At 47.6% G+C, this 16,126-nt stretch carries 14 protein-coding genes; 1 reads left to right on the top strand and 13 read right to left on the bottom strand.

Annotated elements, in window-relative coordinates:
• Positions 1 to 129: 129 nt before the first annotated feature.
• Positions 130 to 1,287, bottom strand: a complete 1,158-nt coding sequence (locus DB398_RS15635; RefSeq protein WP_108425394.1) for a THUMP domain-containing class I SAM-dependent RNA methyltransferase — start codon at positions 1,285 to 1,287, stop codon at positions 130 to 132.
• A 56-nt stretch (positions 1,288 to 1,343) separates the two neighbouring features.
• On the opposite strand from DB398_RS15635, the gene DB398_RS15630 reads away from it, so the two are divergent.
• On the top strand, positions 1,344 to 2,033 hold the full coding sequence (locus tag DB398_RS15630) for a ZIP family metal transporter (protein WP_108425393.1): 690 nt from the start codon (positions 1,344 to 1,346) through the stop codon (positions 2,031 to 2,033).
• 12 nt (positions 2,034 to 2,045) lie between these two features.
• Here the strand turns inward: DB398_RS15630 and trhA are convergent, their stop codons facing one another.
• The 12 genes from trhA to DB398_RS15570 form a co-directional block, all read right to left on the bottom strand.
• Positions 2,046 to 2,690: a PAQR family membrane homeostasis protein TrhA gene (gene trhA, locus DB398_RS15625; RefSeq protein WP_108425392.1), complete on the bottom strand. Its 645-nt coding sequence runs from the start codon at positions 2,688 to 2,690 to the stop codon at positions 2,046 to 2,048.
• Positions 2,691 to 2,773: 83 nt separating this feature from the next.
• The gene (locus tag DB398_RS15620) at positions 2,774 to 3,505 is read right to left on the bottom strand and encodes a rhamnogalacturonan acetylesterase (RefSeq protein ID WP_108425391.1); all 732 of its coding nucleotides are present in this window, start codon (positions 3,503 to 3,505) and stop codon (positions 2,774 to 2,776) included.
• 6 nt (positions 3,506 to 3,511) lie between these two features.
• Positions 3,512 to 5,215 carry a glycoside hydrolase family 28 protein gene (locus DB398_RS15615; RefSeq protein ID WP_234416351.1) on the bottom strand — a complete coding sequence of 568 codons (1,704 nt, stop codon included), beginning with the start codon at positions 5,213 to 5,215 and terminating at the stop codon, positions 3,512 to 3,514.
• 32 nt (positions 5,216 to 5,247) lie between these two features.
• Positions 5,248 to 5,586 (bottom strand): cupin domain-containing protein, encoded by a 339-nt coding sequence (locus DB398_RS15610; RefSeq protein ID WP_108425390.1) that lies wholly within the window; start codon positions 5,584 to 5,586, stop codon positions 5,248 to 5,250.
• Between the two features lies 1 nt (position 5,587).
• Positions 5,588 to 6,571: a pectinesterase family protein gene (locus DB398_RS15605; protein WP_108425389.1), complete on the bottom strand. Its 984-nt coding sequence runs from the start codon at positions 6,569 to 6,571 to the stop codon at positions 5,588 to 5,590.
• Positions 6,568 to 7,470: an alpha/beta hydrolase gene (locus tag DB398_RS15600; protein WP_108425388.1), complete on the bottom strand. Its 903-nt coding sequence runs from the start codon at positions 7,468 to 7,470 to the stop codon at positions 6,568 to 6,570. The genes DB398_RS15605 and DB398_RS15600 overlap by 4 nt, the downstream gene beginning before the upstream one ends.
• A complete protein-coding gene (locus DB398_RS15595; protein WP_108425387.1) occupies positions 7,467 to 8,249 on the bottom strand; it encodes a rhamnogalacturonan acetylesterase in 783 nt (260 codons plus the stop codon). The genes DB398_RS15600 and DB398_RS15595 overlap by 4 nt, the downstream gene beginning before the upstream one ends.
• A gap of 7 nt (positions 8,250 to 8,256) precedes the next feature.
• Complete coding sequence (locus DB398_RS15590) at positions 8,257 to 9,867, bottom strand: glycoside hydrolase family 43 protein (protein ID WP_108425386.1); 1,611 nt, start codon at positions 9,865 to 9,867, stop codon at positions 8,257 to 8,259.
• 39 nt (positions 9,868 to 9,906) lie between these two features.
• Complete coding sequence (locus DB398_RS15585; protein WP_108425385.1) at positions 9,907 to 11,139, bottom strand: glycoside hydrolase family 88/105 protein; 1,233 nt, start codon at positions 11,137 to 11,139, stop codon at positions 9,907 to 9,909.
• On the bottom strand, positions 11,139 to 12,152 hold the full coding sequence (locus tag DB398_RS15580; RefSeq protein WP_108425481.1) for a DUF4861 family protein: 1,014 nt from the start codon (positions 12,150 to 12,152) through the stop codon (positions 11,139 to 11,141). The genes DB398_RS15585 and DB398_RS15580 overlap by 1 nt, the downstream gene beginning before the upstream one ends.
• A gap of 29 nt (positions 12,153 to 12,181) precedes the next feature.
• Entirely contained in the window at positions 12,182 to 14,479 is a 2,298-nt protein-coding gene (locus tag DB398_RS15575) for a pectinesterase family protein (RefSeq protein WP_234416349.1), read from the bottom strand.
• 99 nt (positions 14,480 to 14,578) lie between these two features.
• Positions 14,579 to 16,120 carry a DUF5123 domain-containing protein gene (locus tag DB398_RS15570; RefSeq protein ID WP_159076472.1) on the bottom strand — a complete coding sequence of 514 codons (1,542 nt, stop codon included), beginning with the start codon at positions 16,118 to 16,120 and terminating at the stop codon, positions 14,579 to 14,581.
• Between the last annotated feature and the right edge of the window lie 6 nt (positions 16,121 to 16,126).

Here is a 16,126-nt window from a genome sequence, read left to right as displayed (position 1 = left end):
AAGTCCTTTTCCCGATAATTAGATTGAGTTAGTTAGTTTGTGTTCTAAACACATGCCAAAGCTAAACATTTATTCCACTTAAGCAAATTTTTTCGTTGTTGTTGTTGCAACAATCACAAAATTGTTGATCTAGTCCTGGTACTTTGCCTTCTTGCTCCCTTCATAAATTTCGTACTTGACCAAGCGTGCCTCCAGTTTTCCGTTGTACGCCTTTATTTTCCGTGATGGACGTAAACCGACATGCTTCAAAGCTTCAAGGTTGGAGGTGATCATCCATGCATCCGTGCCTGGATACTCCTGTTTCAGGGTATCTCCTATCTTGGCATAGAATTCGTCCACCTCAATGGGCAAACGCTCCCCATAGGGAGGATTGAACACCATATGCAACTTGCCTTCCACCGGTTTCTCCGTCCTGAAAAAATCCTTCCGATCTATGGTGATGTATTCCGCAAGATTGGCATTCTCCACATTTTCCTGTGCCTTTCGCACCGCTGAAGGGGCCTTGTCGTATCCAATTATCTTATGATGGAACTCCCGGATCTTCTTCAAACTGGCTTCCACAATTTTTTCATGCAGTTCTGCATCGTAATCCTTCCAATGCATAAAGGCATATGCTTCCCGATTGATGTTGGCCGGGATGTTGCAGGCAATCATGGCCGCTTCGATCAAAAAGGTACCGCTACCGCACATGGGGTCCAAAAAATCGGTGTGTCCGTCCCAAGCACTTGCCAAGAGCAGTCCGGCGGCCAATACCTCATTGATGGGCGCAATATTGGTCAAAATGCGATACCCCCTCTGGTGCAATGAATTTCCAGAACTGTCCAATGAGACCGTACAGGTATTTTCATGGATGTGGATATTGATACGCACATCGGGATCCTGTGAATCCACATTGGGACGCTGTCTTTCCACTTCCCTGAATTTGTCCACAATGGCATCCTTGCCCTTGAGGGAGACGAACATGGAATTATTGAACACTTCCGAACTCATGGTAGTATCTATGGCAAAGGTTTTATCAGCACCAAAAAATTGGGGCCAATCCAGTTCGTAAATTTTTTTGTAGAGGTCCTTTTCGTTGAAGACCCTGAACGTGCTTATGGGCTTGTACACTTTCAATGCCGTCCGAAGGCAAAGATTGGCCTTGTACATGAACCCGGTGTCCCCTTCAAATGTTACGTTCCTGACACCTTCCTCTACCCTACCAGCCCCCAAGTTCCGTAGTTCTTTGGCCAAAAGTGGCTCAAAGCCATAAAGGGTCTTGGCCATCATCTTAAAATTTCCTGCCATCCTATCTTAAAATCTTTCCGTAAAAATAGGCTATTTTTGCCCCTTCAAGCCTAGATATGGATTTTCCTTCTATCTTCATTTATTTGGCCCCCATCGTTGCCGTTTGGGCAGGATTCGCATTTGTACGGTTCACCAAGCCTTCTGATACGGCCCGCATCAAGCTTTTGTTGGCATTCAGCGGTGCCTTTTTGTTGGCGCTCACTTTTTTTGAACTGCTCCCGGAAGTGTATGAAGGCCATGATCCCAAAACCATAGCACTTTATATTTTGGGGGGCATCTTGTTGCAGATTTTTTTGGAATTCTTTTCCAAGGGAGCGGAACATGGACACTTGCACATCGATTTGAAGGAAAATAGGTTTCCCTTGCTCCTATTTCTGAGTTTGTCCATCCACGCCTTGGTAGAAGGTGTTCCCATCCATGGCAACAATTCCATTCTCTATGGCATTATCATCCACAAGGTCCCAATTGCCATAGTCCTCAGTATTTTTCTGCTAAATTCCAAAATGAAGTTGGGCACCATCCTGTTGTTCATGGCCGCCTTTTCGCTGATGACCCCTTTGGGCAGCTTTGTTTCGGCACAATCGGAATGGATGGAGAGCCACGGCCATTTGCTGACCTCCTTGGCCATTGGGGTATTTTTTCATATTTCCACCATCATCCTTTTTGAAAGTGCGCAAGGACACGCTTTCAACCTAAGGAAACTCTTGGTCATCATTCTGGGAATAGGGATTGCTTATTTTGTGTAGCTTCGGTTTTTATCAAACCAAATACCCAATAATCCCATATATCAAAAACCAATGGCTCACGGCGCCACCCAACACAAAAAAGTGCCATATCAAATGGTTAAAGGGAATCCTTTTCACCGCATAAAATAAAATGCCTATGGTATAAAAGGCCCCTCCAAATCCAAGGTAGAGCAAACCTGTGGAAGACATATGCCCCATCAAATAAGGAAGGTCAATGACAATCAACCACCCCATTACCCCATAAAGTACCAAGGAAAATACTTCAAACTTTCCCGTGAAAAATATTTTCAACACCGTTCCGAACAGGGCAATGCCCCAAACCAGATAGAACAACAACCATCCCTTTGATGGCAGCAGCACCGTAAGACACACTGGGGTATAGGTCCCGGCAATCAGGTAATAAATGCTGATATGGTCCAAGATCCGAAGCTTTTTTTTGAGTTTGGGGTCTTCCACGGCATGGTACACGGTAGAGGCCACAAACAACAATACGAGCGACAGGGAATAGGCAATGAGACTGCCTTTCAGATAGGGCGTTTGACCCAGTTCTTTTTTGAAAAGGAACACACTGCCCACCAAGGCCAGGACAATCCCGAACGCATGGGAATAGGCGTTCCACTTTTCTTCCACTAAAACAGGGTCCGTTTTGGCAACCACAACGCTTTTTTATCAAACAAATGGAGATGCCAAAAGTAGCCCACAGGGACGCTTTTGCAAAATGTTCTTTGCTATTTTAGACATTAGGGCTTGAAATACGCCACGAGCTCCGGCACGGCCTTCTTCAGTTCGTCCACCGCCAAATCACACACGGCAAAGGCTCCTGTTGGTGAAAGGTGTGTATCGTCCGCCTCCCCCACCGGAAAAATAGCGTATTCGCCCGGGAGATAGTGCAAAAACAATTGCTTGGAACGTTCCTCCCCAAAAGTGGAGACCAATTCGCGGGTGCGCTCCTCCATTTCAAGCAGAGGGACTTCCATTTCCTTTACTACTTCGCGCACTTTGTCGGGATAGACCCCGTGGGTATGGACCAACACACCGTTCTCAAATTTCCTCCGGGTGATGGATGTGGCCAAAATGGGGGTTGCCCGTTCCTTCCGCACATCGAGGACAAACTGTTTCAAGTTGGCCCTGTACTGCTCTGGTGTGGAATAACGCAGTTCTCCCTTGCTGGGGGATTCATCATTGTGCCCAAACTGGATGATGACATAATCCCCGGGTTGTACCTCGCTGAGCAATCTGTCCCAATGCCCTTCTGCCCTGAAGTCTTTGGTGGCCCGTCCATTGATGGCATAGTTCTTCACTTGGATACCTTCCACATATAAGGGCAACACTTGCCCCCAACCTTTCTCGGGGTTGTTGGGTGTATAGGGCTTGTTCGCCATGGTGGAATCCCCTGCCAAATGAATGGTAGGTGTATGCTGCGGCATCGAAAATGCCAACAGCAAAGGGATCAATACTAATAATTTCCTCATGCTTTTTTATTCAAAGGATACAGCTCCCTCTGGAACTCCTTTACCCAGTTCGGCCTGGGCTTGCAACTTCTTTTCCAATTTTACCTTCCCCGTCAATGGGCCCAAAATCCGGACAGGACTGCCCTCCTTCATTTCGTGGGAGAATGCATTTACCTCCACATTTTTGCTGTTGTATAGCGTAAGGGCACTTCCCTTGGTCGGAACAACCTTGACGTCTTTTAAAATCAGACCGTCCGTGTCCACGGCAACAATGCCTTTCTCTGCCTCCAAAAAGGCATTTTCCAAGGTAACATTTTGAAGGTTCATCTCGGGTAATCCCTGGAAATTGGCCGCAACACCCGAAGCTACCACCCGAATGTTCTTCATGTGGATGTTTTTAAAGGATGGCGTTTCTTCGGTGACAGGCACCAAGGCCTCATCACGTGCCTCATCCTCCGCACTTTGATCTTCCTCCAAAATAGGGGAATTGCCCTCATAGAACAGGTTGAAATTGATGGCGTCCGTAGGGATGTTGATCATATCGATGTTGGAAATATGGATGTTCTCCACAACGCCTCCCCTTCCTCGGGTACTTTTGAAGCGAAGTCCAATATCGGTGCCGATAAATGTGCAGTTGGAAACATGGACGTTCCTTACCCCGCCCGACATTTCGCTGCCCACCACAAAGCCTCCGTGACCGTGATAGACAATATTGTTCCTCACGATCACATTTTCCGTGGGCATGCCCCGGTCCCGCCCGTCCTTGTTCTTACCCGATTTGAAACAGATGGCATCGTCCCCCACATCAAAGGTGTTGTTGTAGATGAGTACATTTTTACAGGATTCCAGGTCTAGGCCGTCCCCATTTTGGGAGTACCATGGGTTTCTTACGTTAAGGTTACGGATGATGACATCTTCGCTCATGAGCGGATGGATGTTCCAAGCAGGTGAATTTTGGAACGTTGGGCCATCCAACAAAATACGCTTGCTCTTGACAATACTCACCATTACGGGACGAAGGAAATCCTTCATTCCCTCCAAAACCTGTCTGTCATTGGACTGGGGCACGTTAAAGTTGTCCGTGGCTATAAATCCGGAGAGGGAGGATTCAGAGGGAAACCAAATGTCTTCGGTTTCGTTAAGTACGCCTCCAGATTTGACAAGGCTCTTCCATTGGCTGGAGGTCATCTTTCCCTTTTTCACATAACGCCATGCATCCCCACTGCCATCAATGGTCCCGTTTCCTGTAATGGCGATATTCTCCACCCCGATCGCGTAGATGGGCGACATACAACGAACGGTGTTCAACCCCTCAAAGCTGGTCTCCACCAAGGGGTATTCGTCAAAATTCTTACTGAAAAGCAGCAATGCCCCATCTTCCAAGTGCAGGTTGATGTTGCTCTTGAACTGTATGGGACCCGTAAGCCACATTCCCCTTGGCACCACTACCTTTCCGCCTCCTTTCTTGGATACCTCTTCTATAGCATCGGCAAATGCGCTTGTATTGCTCTGGATGCCATCACCCACTGCGCCAAAATCTGCAATGGACACCTGATAATCCGGAAAGGAGGTCTCTTTGACCCTTGGCATATCAAACTCCACCCCTTCATACATATCGGCTGTTTCTTCCTTGGGTTGCTCGGCGATGGTCTTACCTTCTTTTTCACCGCAGGCCACAAATGATAGTGCGACCATCCCTAAAGTCATCAGTTGAAATCCAATCTTTTTCATGTGCTGTAAATTGTTCAGTTTATTGCTTTATATCATTTCAAAAAATCCTCCCTGAGAGGTGTAAATACATCAATCAATAGGCCCGCTTCGAGACATTTTACCCCATGCTCGATATTGGGCTGGGCAAAAAAACCATCACCGTCTTTCAATACTTTGGTTTGGCCATCCACAGTGACTTCAAACTGCCCACCGGCCACATAGGTGACCTGGGAATGAAAATGATGGTGCATGGCACCGATGGCCCCTTTTTCAAACTTGACCTTTACCATCATCTGCTGGGAATTGTACCCTACAAACTGTCGGGAAACCCCTCCGCCCAAATCCTCCCAGTCGGAGGCTCCATCAAAAAATAGATCTTTCTTCAATTTCATCTCAGTTGTATAGTTTTATCTCGGCCGGAACCCAGCCATTGAATATGTTTTCCAAGGTATATTTTTTCACCTCATCGGCGTTTAGTTGGTGCGACCAGTCCACCCTTGTTTTAGGGCCGGCCCCTGGCCCCTTGCTATTGGATTCGGCATAATAGGTCGTTTTTTCCTTATCCGGGAACATCTGATCCCCGGGCCAATGGTGCCATCCTTCGGGCAGTATGTGAGGTCCTAGGTCAGAATCGATGAAAACGGTTCGGGCATAAGGCCTCCACGGACGTCCGAGATATACTTTGGATACGCCTTCCTCCGCAGTCAATCGGGCATTGAGGAACACATAACCATAGGTTTGACCCTTTGGTGTGGCTGCCGCCGTAATATAGGAATCCTTTAGGCTACGGATCTCACAATCCTTGAAAACGGCCGTTGCCTCCCCAAAAATGAAATCGGTGGTCCCTGCAATGAGGCAGTTGTCATAGTACTGTCGACTGCCTTCGTTTGCCGTATAAACTGTGTCCTGGCAACCCAAAATAGTACAATCCTCGGCAATGAACCGATCACCCTCTACATGCAGTGCCACAGCCTGTCCCTTGTCGCACCAAGTGTTCTGTATGGTCAGGTTTTTGAAATGGATGTCGTCCCCTTCCACAAGAACGGTATGTGACGTAAAGGTGGATAGTTTACCGTCATCCTTGGTCATTTTCCCTGAATAATTGTTCCCACGGATGATGGTCCCGTCCCTGCTTTCCCCAATAAAGGTCAACTGATGCTTCCAGGAAGGAATCTCAATATATTCTTCATAAATCCCTTCCTTGATAAAAAACTGTACATAGGAAGGGCCAAGGTCGCGAGTGGAATTGATGGCCTCTTGGATCTGGGTGAAATCGCCACTCCCATCCTGCGCCACCACAATTTTTCGATAAGGTTCCTGGGCCTGAAGAATACATCCCAAAAGAGAACATAAAAGAAATACCTTGAACCTCATCATTTGAACACTTTTTGTAAAAATTGCACGGTATGGTCCACGGTCGGTTCAAACCATGGGTGGACCAACCAAAAGGAATGGGGGGAATTGGGGAAGGTAAGTACTTCACTGTAAATGCCCCATTCCGAATATTTTTTGATCAAATCGTCCCGACCTGCATGAAATCGGGGCTGTGCACTGTTGATGAACAGTATGGGCGGTGAGTCCGGGGCGATGAACTCCAAGGGAGAAGCATCTTCCCACACTTCCAGATTATCTGCCTTCATGCCACCCAACCAGTATCCTGCATAAGTACCTTCTTCCGCTTCGGGGTGGACAAAGGAGACTATCCCATCCACATTCACAATGGCCTTGATGTGCTTGTTCTTCATCCCGACCAAGGAGGCCAACTGTGCACCTGCAGAGGCACCCAGAATGGCTATTTTTTCGGTATCCAAAGGATATTTGGATGTGCACAGATATGTTACCGCTGCATTCAAATCCGCTATGGCGGCCGGATATTTGGCCACATCGGCCAAACGATAGTTCACTGCCATGGCCACAAAACCGTTTTCGGCCAAATGCTGTGCCATAACGCGTTGGTTTTCCTTACTGCCCGAGATCCATCCGCCTCCATGCACCAAAATCACAGCTGGTGTTTTATGGGCAATATCCTTGGGATAATAGATATCCGCCTTTAGGGACACTCCATCCACTTGATGATAGGTAAGATCCTCTTCATATACAATCTTGTCGGATTGCAATGGCTCCACAGGAACAATGTCCGGGTAGTTTTTGAGCAATTTCTGGTAGGTGGCGGCTATGGTATAGGGAGTGGCATTGGGCCTTTCCACTTGGGCCGATACAACTCCACCGAGCAGTAAACAGAGCATCGTGATATGTGTGGGCAATAATTTGATCACTTCAATTGCTTTAGGGCATCAAATACCAGTTGCGCCACCGCCTTTGCCCCTTCGGGCTGAAAGTGGGTATTGTCCTCCTGCCCATCGGGATAGGCTTCATAGACCCCAGCGGGCAAGTTCATAAAATAGGTTTCGGACACATAATCTTTTCCCTTTGAAGAGAAAAAGTCCATGGACAATTGGTTCAGGTCGATCAGCGTAACGTCCATTTCCGCTGCAACTTCTTTGGCCGCTTGGGGATATTCACCGTGCACATTTTCCAGTTTACCTTCTTTCCAAGGGTAATTTCTGGCCACTGGGGTCAATATGATGGGTCTGGCATTCTTCTGCAGTGTCTGTGTCACGAACAACCGGAGAAATTCCTTATAGCCCTCAATGTCCACAAAACGTTCGGTCTTGTTCTCAGCAGCATCGTTGTGCCCAAATTGCATGATCACCAAATCACCGGGCCGGAGCGCCTCATAGACCGAACGCCAACGGCCTTCCTGAAAAAAAGTACGGGTGCTCCTGCCTCCCCTGGCCCTATCTTCCACACGGACCGAATCGGACTGGAACAAAGATCTCACGGCATCCAAACTGTCCTTGACAAAAAAGGATTGGAATCCCTGGCCCCAACCCGCTACTGGATAACGGGTCTTCATATAGTCTTTTCCCGGATCATAATCGCCCGTGTAATCGGCCATGGTAGAATCACCGATCAAATACAGTGTCGTTACCTTCTCTTGGGGTTGACTTGCCCAAAACAACAACACAGACAAAACTGCTAAAATTCCTTTCATGCTCTTTTTATTCTGTAATCCTAAAATAATCCACATCAACATAGCCACCATATTTGGTGGCTGCCTCACTGACACTGAAAACCCCCACCTTAGCACCTACCCATTGCCCGGGCTGCGCCTTGAAGGGCTTTCCTATTTTGGTGTATTTTTTTCCATTTGTGCTATAACTGAACTGACACATCGCATCGGGTCCCGTGACCTCGACCTGAAGATACACTTCGTTGGTCTTTACACGAGTTTCCTCGTTGGTTTCTTCGGGAAGGTTCTTTTTGGCCTGGATGGACTGGGTCTGCTTTAAGACATACCCCTCTGCATCGTGGGTGAGCGTGAGGGTGGCGTAATCCAGACCGAATAGCATCAATCCTGCACTTTTACCAACTTCTGCTTCTTCTGGTACCAATTTGATCTTGGTCGTTGCCTTAAAACTGGGTGCAGGAAACTTTTGCAACAACAATGCCGGCATGTTCCAGAGGTTGTTGTCCGCTTCTTTCTTCTTTACGGTGAACAAACGCAAAAACCCTCTGTCCTTGATCAAGGAATACCAAGTGACCTGTGGGTTTGCCTGCCATTGCCATTGCAATCCTATATGGTCTGAATTGAATTCATCGGACTCCGCCGGAGCGATGATCGGATGGCCAGCAACCGGTTTTTTAAATGCCTGGACAGGTTCCCCGATGCCATTTCCATCCAAGTCCTTGCCCATAAAGGGCCAATCATTTTTCCAATCTACAGGTTGAAGGTGTACGATACGCCCGTAGGCATCCACATCTTGAAAATGGATAAACCAATCGGTGCCATCGGCAGTGTCCACCCACCCTCCTTGATGCGGGCCATTAACTTGGGTAGACCCTTGTTCCAATACAATCTTTTCTTCATAGGGACCATAGATGTCCTTCGAACGCAAGATCAATTGCCAACCTGTGGCCACTCCGCCTGCCGGTGCAAAAATGTAGTAGTAGCCATTCCTTTTATAGAATTTTGGGCCTTCCACTGTTGGATGGGCATCATGACCGTCAAAGACCACGGTCCCTTTATCGAGTACCTTTGTCCCTTCGGGGTTCATCTTGTTGATGGCCAAAATGCTCTTCACCGCTGCACGGCTCCCTGCATAGGCATGGACCAGATAGGCATTTCCATCTTCGTCCCAAATAGGACTGGGGTCGATAAGCCCTTTTCCTTCCATGACCAGAACGGGTGGCTCCCATTCGCCATAAGGGTCCTTGGTCTTTACCATGTAGATCCCAAAATCGGGGTCGCCCCAATAGATATAAAATTCATTGTTGTGGTGACGAAGGCTCGGCGCCCATATCCCATTGCCGTGTTGCGGTACATTGAACACATCTGCAGGAACGATTTCCTGAACGGCGTGGTTGATCAGTTTCCAGTTCACCAAATCCTTGGAATGCAGAACGGGCAGTCCCGGTACTGCCGTGAAGCTGGAAGCGGTCATGTAGTAATCGTTCCCTACCCGGATCACATCCGGATCGGAATAATCCGCATATAAAATCGGGTTTTGGTAGGTTCCATCTCCTTGATCGGAAACCCAAACCTGGGAAAAACCCCATGTTACCCAAAGGAGGGTCAGCAATGGGACTACTTGTAACGCTTTTTTCTTCATTGCAAGATCAACTGTTCTTTGCACCACAATTGTGATGGTCTATTTATCCAACTCCAAGGCCGCCATGATAAAAGGCCCTACCCCTTTGGGGTCGTTGGGACGAATGAGTTCGTTCACATAATACTCGTACGAACCGTCACGGTATGGATTTCCACCCAATCCGGCAACCCCGCAAATTTGGTTGAGACTTACGATACCCTTGTCGTCCTTTGTACCGAACTCCTTGACCATGGCATCAAAACTTTCGTTGGCCACGGTCTTGTATTTTTTGGGCAGATGGCCTTGATTGGCCCCCTTCGCCAAGGTATAGACAAACATTGCCGAAGCGGAGGCCTCCAAATAGTTTCCTTCTTCTCCTCCTTTATCGAGTACTTGGTACCACAGTCCCGTCTTGGGATCCTTGACCTTATCGATCGCTTCCGCATATTGGTTCAAGTAATTGACCAGCCTTTGGTGTCCCGGATGCTCCTTGGGGAAAAAATCCAGTACATCCACCAGAGCCATTCCGTACCATCCCATGGCACGTCCCCAAAAATGGGGCGACAATCCGGTCTCTTTGTCCGCCCATGCCTGCTCTTTGCTCTCGTCCCAACCATGGTACAGGAGACCTGTATCCGGGTCTTTGGAGTTTTGTTGGATCAGGTCGAACTGCAATACAATATCATCATATGCCTTTTGGGCCGTTTCCCCTTCATCAAATCGTTGGGTGTACTGCGCATAGAAAGGTTCGCCCATGTAAAGTCCATCCAGCCACATTTGATAGGGATAGACTTTTTTATGCCAAAAGCCTCCTTTGGAATTGCGGGGCTGTCCCTTGAGTTGTTCCCTCAACTGATGAATGACCTTGAGGTATCTTTCATCCTTTGTTTCATCATATAGGCCAAAAAGGGCACTGCCCGGTTTTACGCGGTCAATATTGTAAACGTCCATCTTGTAGGTCTTCACATGGGCACTGTCATCGATCATCAGGTCGTACCAATCCTTGATGTATGCATCGTATTTAGGATCGGGATATTCGGCTTTTACCCGCTGACAGGCCAAAAGCATGAGCCCGTGTGTGTATTCCCACTTGTGCTTGTCCACAAAATCGAGTGTCCATGCCTCTGGATTTCGTTCCATTTCGGACAACATCATCCGTTCCGACCATTTCAGGTTCTCGGGCACGGTCAATGTCATCTCTTCGGAGGATTCTTCTTTTTTTGGGCTTTCCTTACAGCTCAAGGGTGCCATCAACAAGAAGAGTACTCCGATTGTTCCGAACAGTTGTCTCATTATTCCAAGGTTCCTTTTTGGTCCAACTGCTGCAACTTGGCATCCAAATCCTTGAAAAAATCGGCTTCGTTGGTGATCCCATCCAATTCTTGCTCCCAAGCAGCCAAGAAATAGTAAGTGACCCCGTTGGTCGTTGGTTTGAAAACCACCAAATGGTCGTCAGAACCTTCTAGCTGTTGTTCCAATTCGTCCATTTTATAAAATACGGCCATTCCCAATAGATCGGTATCGTTCACCAAGGTCTGGTTTCCATAGGTGGCGATATAGCCCCACTTGCCATCTGTGCTGGTCTTAGACTTGACGGGTATGTGGTCAAACTTCACAATTCCTGTAGAGAGCCCAGAAAATTCAGTGGAAGGTTTCAATTCTACTTTGGTGAACCTATCCTCTGGATAGATTGACAATAATGCTTTCAAATCTGTGGTGATATCCGCCGCTTCCCAGCCTGTGTAGTCAATGGTCACGGTGGCCACACCTTCTGCATTGGCCACCGAGGATGCAGTGGTGCCTACTTTCTGAAAATGCACTATGGAATCATTTACGAACCGTCCGTAACCTCCAATTCCCATGGATTTTCCTGCTTTGAGGATGTCCTGTCCCCAGTAGCTCATTTCGTGGTAGTCGTCAAAACCATCTTGACCCACATAAGGCAACACCAAGGAATCCACTTTTTTACCATAGATATCGATAGCGTTTCGCCAATCCAAATAAAGACGGTAGCCCACATTTTTGTTCTCCCACCCCGGTCCTTCATACCGAATGTACCAGGAATGGTCGGTATGCTCTTCGGGGACGGTCATCTTTTCCACATTTTTGAAGGTACCGCCTATGTATTCTTTATGGTCTCTTGGACCATCTTCCCAAGTTCCTCCTTCTTTGATGGAAATTTCAGCATAGGGAGCGGCCACGGCCACTTCCACAACTTCTGGTTCCTTTTCAGCCTCCTTTTTTTCTTGTTTGCAGGCCGTAAGCCCCAATAGAACGATTCCTGATAGTGTTAAAATGTGTCTCATCTTTTTTTGAAATAATCGGTTATCCATATTTAAATTTTTGGGTTCCAATCATCGGTCCCCTTCAAAATAGCTTCCGTTGTATAGTTCTCGGCCTCCTGCTTGGTCAACTGCTTGGCCCATCCTACGCGCGATTTATTGTTCGCTCCAGGTCCCGTGGAGCCATACTCTGCATAAAAAGTGGTCTGCTCCGCTTGGGGCTTGTTCCAGTTATGCCATCCTTCGGGCTTGATATGCTTGTCCATATAGCAATTGATGAACACCGTTTGGGCATGGTCCCGCCAAGGTCTTCCCAAAAAAAAGGTGTTCGCCGCTGCACTCCCGGTCAAGCGACAGTTGATAAAGACCAATCCGTGGCTTCTATCTTTCTCCGTGGATGCTGCGGTGAGGTAGCCTTGGTCTTTGGCAAAGATCTCGCAGTCCTCAAAAACGGCAGTTGCCCAACCAAAGATAAAGTCCACTGTCCCTTCAATATAACAGTTTTTGTAGAATTGGCGTGTACCATCTCCTTGCACATAGAGGGTGTCCTGATACCCGAGAAACCTACAGCCTTCGAAGATTGCCCTGTCCGCCGATACGCGCACCGCAACGGCCTGACCCACGACTCTTCCATCTCCCGCATCGTTCTGAAAGGTGATGTTCTTGGCCCTGAAACCGGCACCGAACACAAAAAAGGATGAAGACCCCGTGGTCCCGACTTCTTCGCCAAAACTGTTGAGCGTGCGGGCAGAATCATTATAAGTCAAAATAGTGCCTGTGGACGATTCCCCCACAAATGTGACATTGGTCTTGGTCGAGGGCAGGGTCAATTTTTCACGATAGACCCCATTCCTTATAAAAATCCGTGTTTCGGCTTTCCGAAAATCAGGAACGGCGTCAATGGCCTCTTGAACCGAACCATAGTCCCCAGTACCATCTTGGGCCACTACAAAATGGTAGCGTTCCCCATTCATCAACGAGGTGTATTGTTGCTCCTCCACCAAACTATTGATATACACCTCCAGATTGGTGTACTCTTTACCCAAATTGAAGCCCATGGAATCGTCCTTAGCCAGATCCAGTCCCTTTGCCCTTTCCCAAGCATCGGGCATGCCATCTTGGTCAGCATCCTTAGGGGCTTCGCCGGATTTAAGCTCTGGCCATCCGCCCACCTGCTCTTGGGAATCTATGATTCCGTTTCCTACCGATGTGGTTCCGCTTCGCACATCGCTAACAATCCGTTGATCCACGGCATCACGTTGGAGGCTGGCCCCAGCCGATCTCAACACGGAAAGATAAGCCTCTTGGGCAGATTGTGTCCTAATATTCCCATTTACGGGAATGGCTTTTTCAAGCTTGGTGGATTTCGGATCATCACACTGCACGCCACCACTCCAGTTGTCCTTTGAAATCTTGGGAAATCCTTCCATATGGTTGCCATCCACATAAAACTTACCGTAGGGCTCTGAAGGATTTACAATCCTGTCTTTGGTTGACTTTGACGTAGCCGGACCAGATTTGAAATAATTGTTCACCACATTATAAGTGCCCTTCTCTCCTCCATAAATGCTGTTGCCTCCCCAATTGTAAATGACATTGTTTCGGAAATCGACAAACTCATCGGGCAAATTGACCGTGGTCGACGAACCACTGAACCTTGGATTCCTGCTATTGTTGGAAGCGATAAGGTTATGATGGAAAGAAACCTGGGCTCCTCCCCAAATGCCTCCATAGCCATGATCCCCTTTCTGGTGTACGGAACGGTTCAAAGCTTCTGACACGATACACCATTGCATCGTAAAATTATGGTTTCTATAAAAAGAAGCTACCTCATCCGTTGCCCAGCTCATGGTGCAATGGTCCAAAATGACATTCTTGATATCCCTTCCACCAATGGCGTCAGCCTCTTGATTGTTGCTATCCCCCATTCGAAACCTCATGTAACGGATGATGACATTGTCCGCCTTGATGGAAACCGGATAACCGGCCAATGTGATGCCTCCGCCTGGTGCCGTTTGCCCGGCAATGGTAAGGTCTCCCCGGTTGATATCCAATGAAGATTCCAGATAGATGGTACCCGATATGGCAAACACAATGGTGCGCGGACCATGCTTTACAATCCCTTTTCTGAGGCTACCCTCTCCTGAATCGTTCAAATTGGTCACAATGTACACCTCTCCACCACGTCCTCCCGAAGCGTGTCTACCAAAACCCTCTGCAGATGGAAAGGCCAAGGCTTCGCCCTCGGATTGTGATAAACCCCAAAAAGGCACACACATCATAAAAATGGCGGCCATAAAAAAGGACATTGGGCCGTTCGGCCCTATTCCTATGTTCCTATTTTCAATCATTCATAAAATTTATGGGCCATTGCCCAAACAAAAACAATAGGGCGGGCTCGAATCATGGCCTTACCCGCCCTATATCATTAAAACAAACTATGTCCTACACTATTGGAGCCAGCGTGGGTCTCCAATTCCTTCATCGATCAATGCTTGGTTGGTTACGGTATAATCCCCATTTGCCGCATCGACAAAGCCAGGGTCCAAAGTGGTAAAGTTCGCTGATGTATCATAACGATCTCGTGTTGAATCATAAAAACTGGGTGCATTAAAATAGTTATTGTTGGCAAATGTTATATCATCATCAGTAGAAGCTTGATTGGAATAATAAGCGTTCGTTTCTGCAAAAAGATTGTTGGTCACCGTAATATCGTTGTCATCAAAACGAATGTACACAATCCTGTCTTCGGTATTGGAAACCCCTACAAACGTACAATGATCGATAAGCACTGTTGCCGTGACACCTATTCCGTTGGTGTCTCCAGCTCCATCCATTCGGATAAAGTCCCGACCATTTGGAGCATCTATGAATGTACTGTTGGTCACTTCAACATTGTGCACATCACCACTCCTAAAGTCAATAAAATCCCCTCCCCCCAATGTTGCGTTGGATGCAATGGTGTTATCCACGATGAAATTGCCCAAAATGGCACCTGCGGTGCTGCCATAGATCAATTGGCGACCAAAATCATGGATGTTACAACCTCTTATCTGTACTGAATTGTAATTCCCAGCAATCTCCATTGTCACTAGGGTGAATAGGTCTACAGTTCCTACAAGCTCTAAATCCACCAACTGAAGGTCTTGCAATCCTGGAGCCATGCTGAAGGATACACTTAAGACTGGCTTGTCATAGGGATAAAGACCCTGTATGGTTATGGATTTGTCAATGACGATATTACCCACAAAAGCTTCGTAAACGCCAGGGGCCAATACCAGTACATCACCGTCAACCGCATTTGCAATGACTACGCTCAAATCTTCTTCTGGCTGCACCAGAGTGGCGTCACCTATGTCGATGAGTGTTGTGAAAATCGATGTTCCACGCACGGTACCATTGTTATAGAGCACCACGGTATATTCCGTCTCCCCTGTCAATCCTGAGATCGTTGCCATACCCACTGAGGCTTCCTCTGGGGTTATGGGACGTTCCACATTTCCTGGATTGATCAACAGATGGGTTACGGCACTTCCTTCTGGCCACCTTAATGTGGCTGCTGTTGCTTGGATATCACCATCCTCACTGGGCAAGAATATCTGTTCAGGATCTGTTTGAATGGATACCGATACCCATTTGGAATCCTGCTTGCCTTCTGCTATCCCTTTCACCCGAGCGGAATAAAGGGTCTCCCCATCAAACTGCTCCTGGATCGGAAGGTCTTCGGGCGCTACTTCCACCGTACGGATGATATTATCGAATCCGGCACCTTCCGCAAATTCCACAATATAGCTATCTGTATCCTGTCGCACATACCAGCTCAATTCTATAGTGGTCATGTTACGTATCCTTGCCGTGAGGTCCGTTGGTGCGAACACCCGGTTCACATCGAGTTCCTCTATGACTTCCCCTTCCTTGGAGTTACAGCCCACGGATAGGACCGCCAAAAGGGCCATGGCGAATATTGTTCTTATATATCTGAATGTTTTCATTTTTCT

Origin of the sequence: Flagellimonas amoyensis (assembly GCF_003058265.1) — a bacterium.
GTDB classification, from domain to species: domain Bacteria; phylum Bacteroidota; class Bacteroidia; order Flavobacteriales; family Flavobacteriaceae; genus Flagellimonas; species Flagellimonas amoyensis.
Note: the sequence above shows the minus strand (reverse complement) of the source record. Positions and strands in the feature narration are given on the sequence as shown.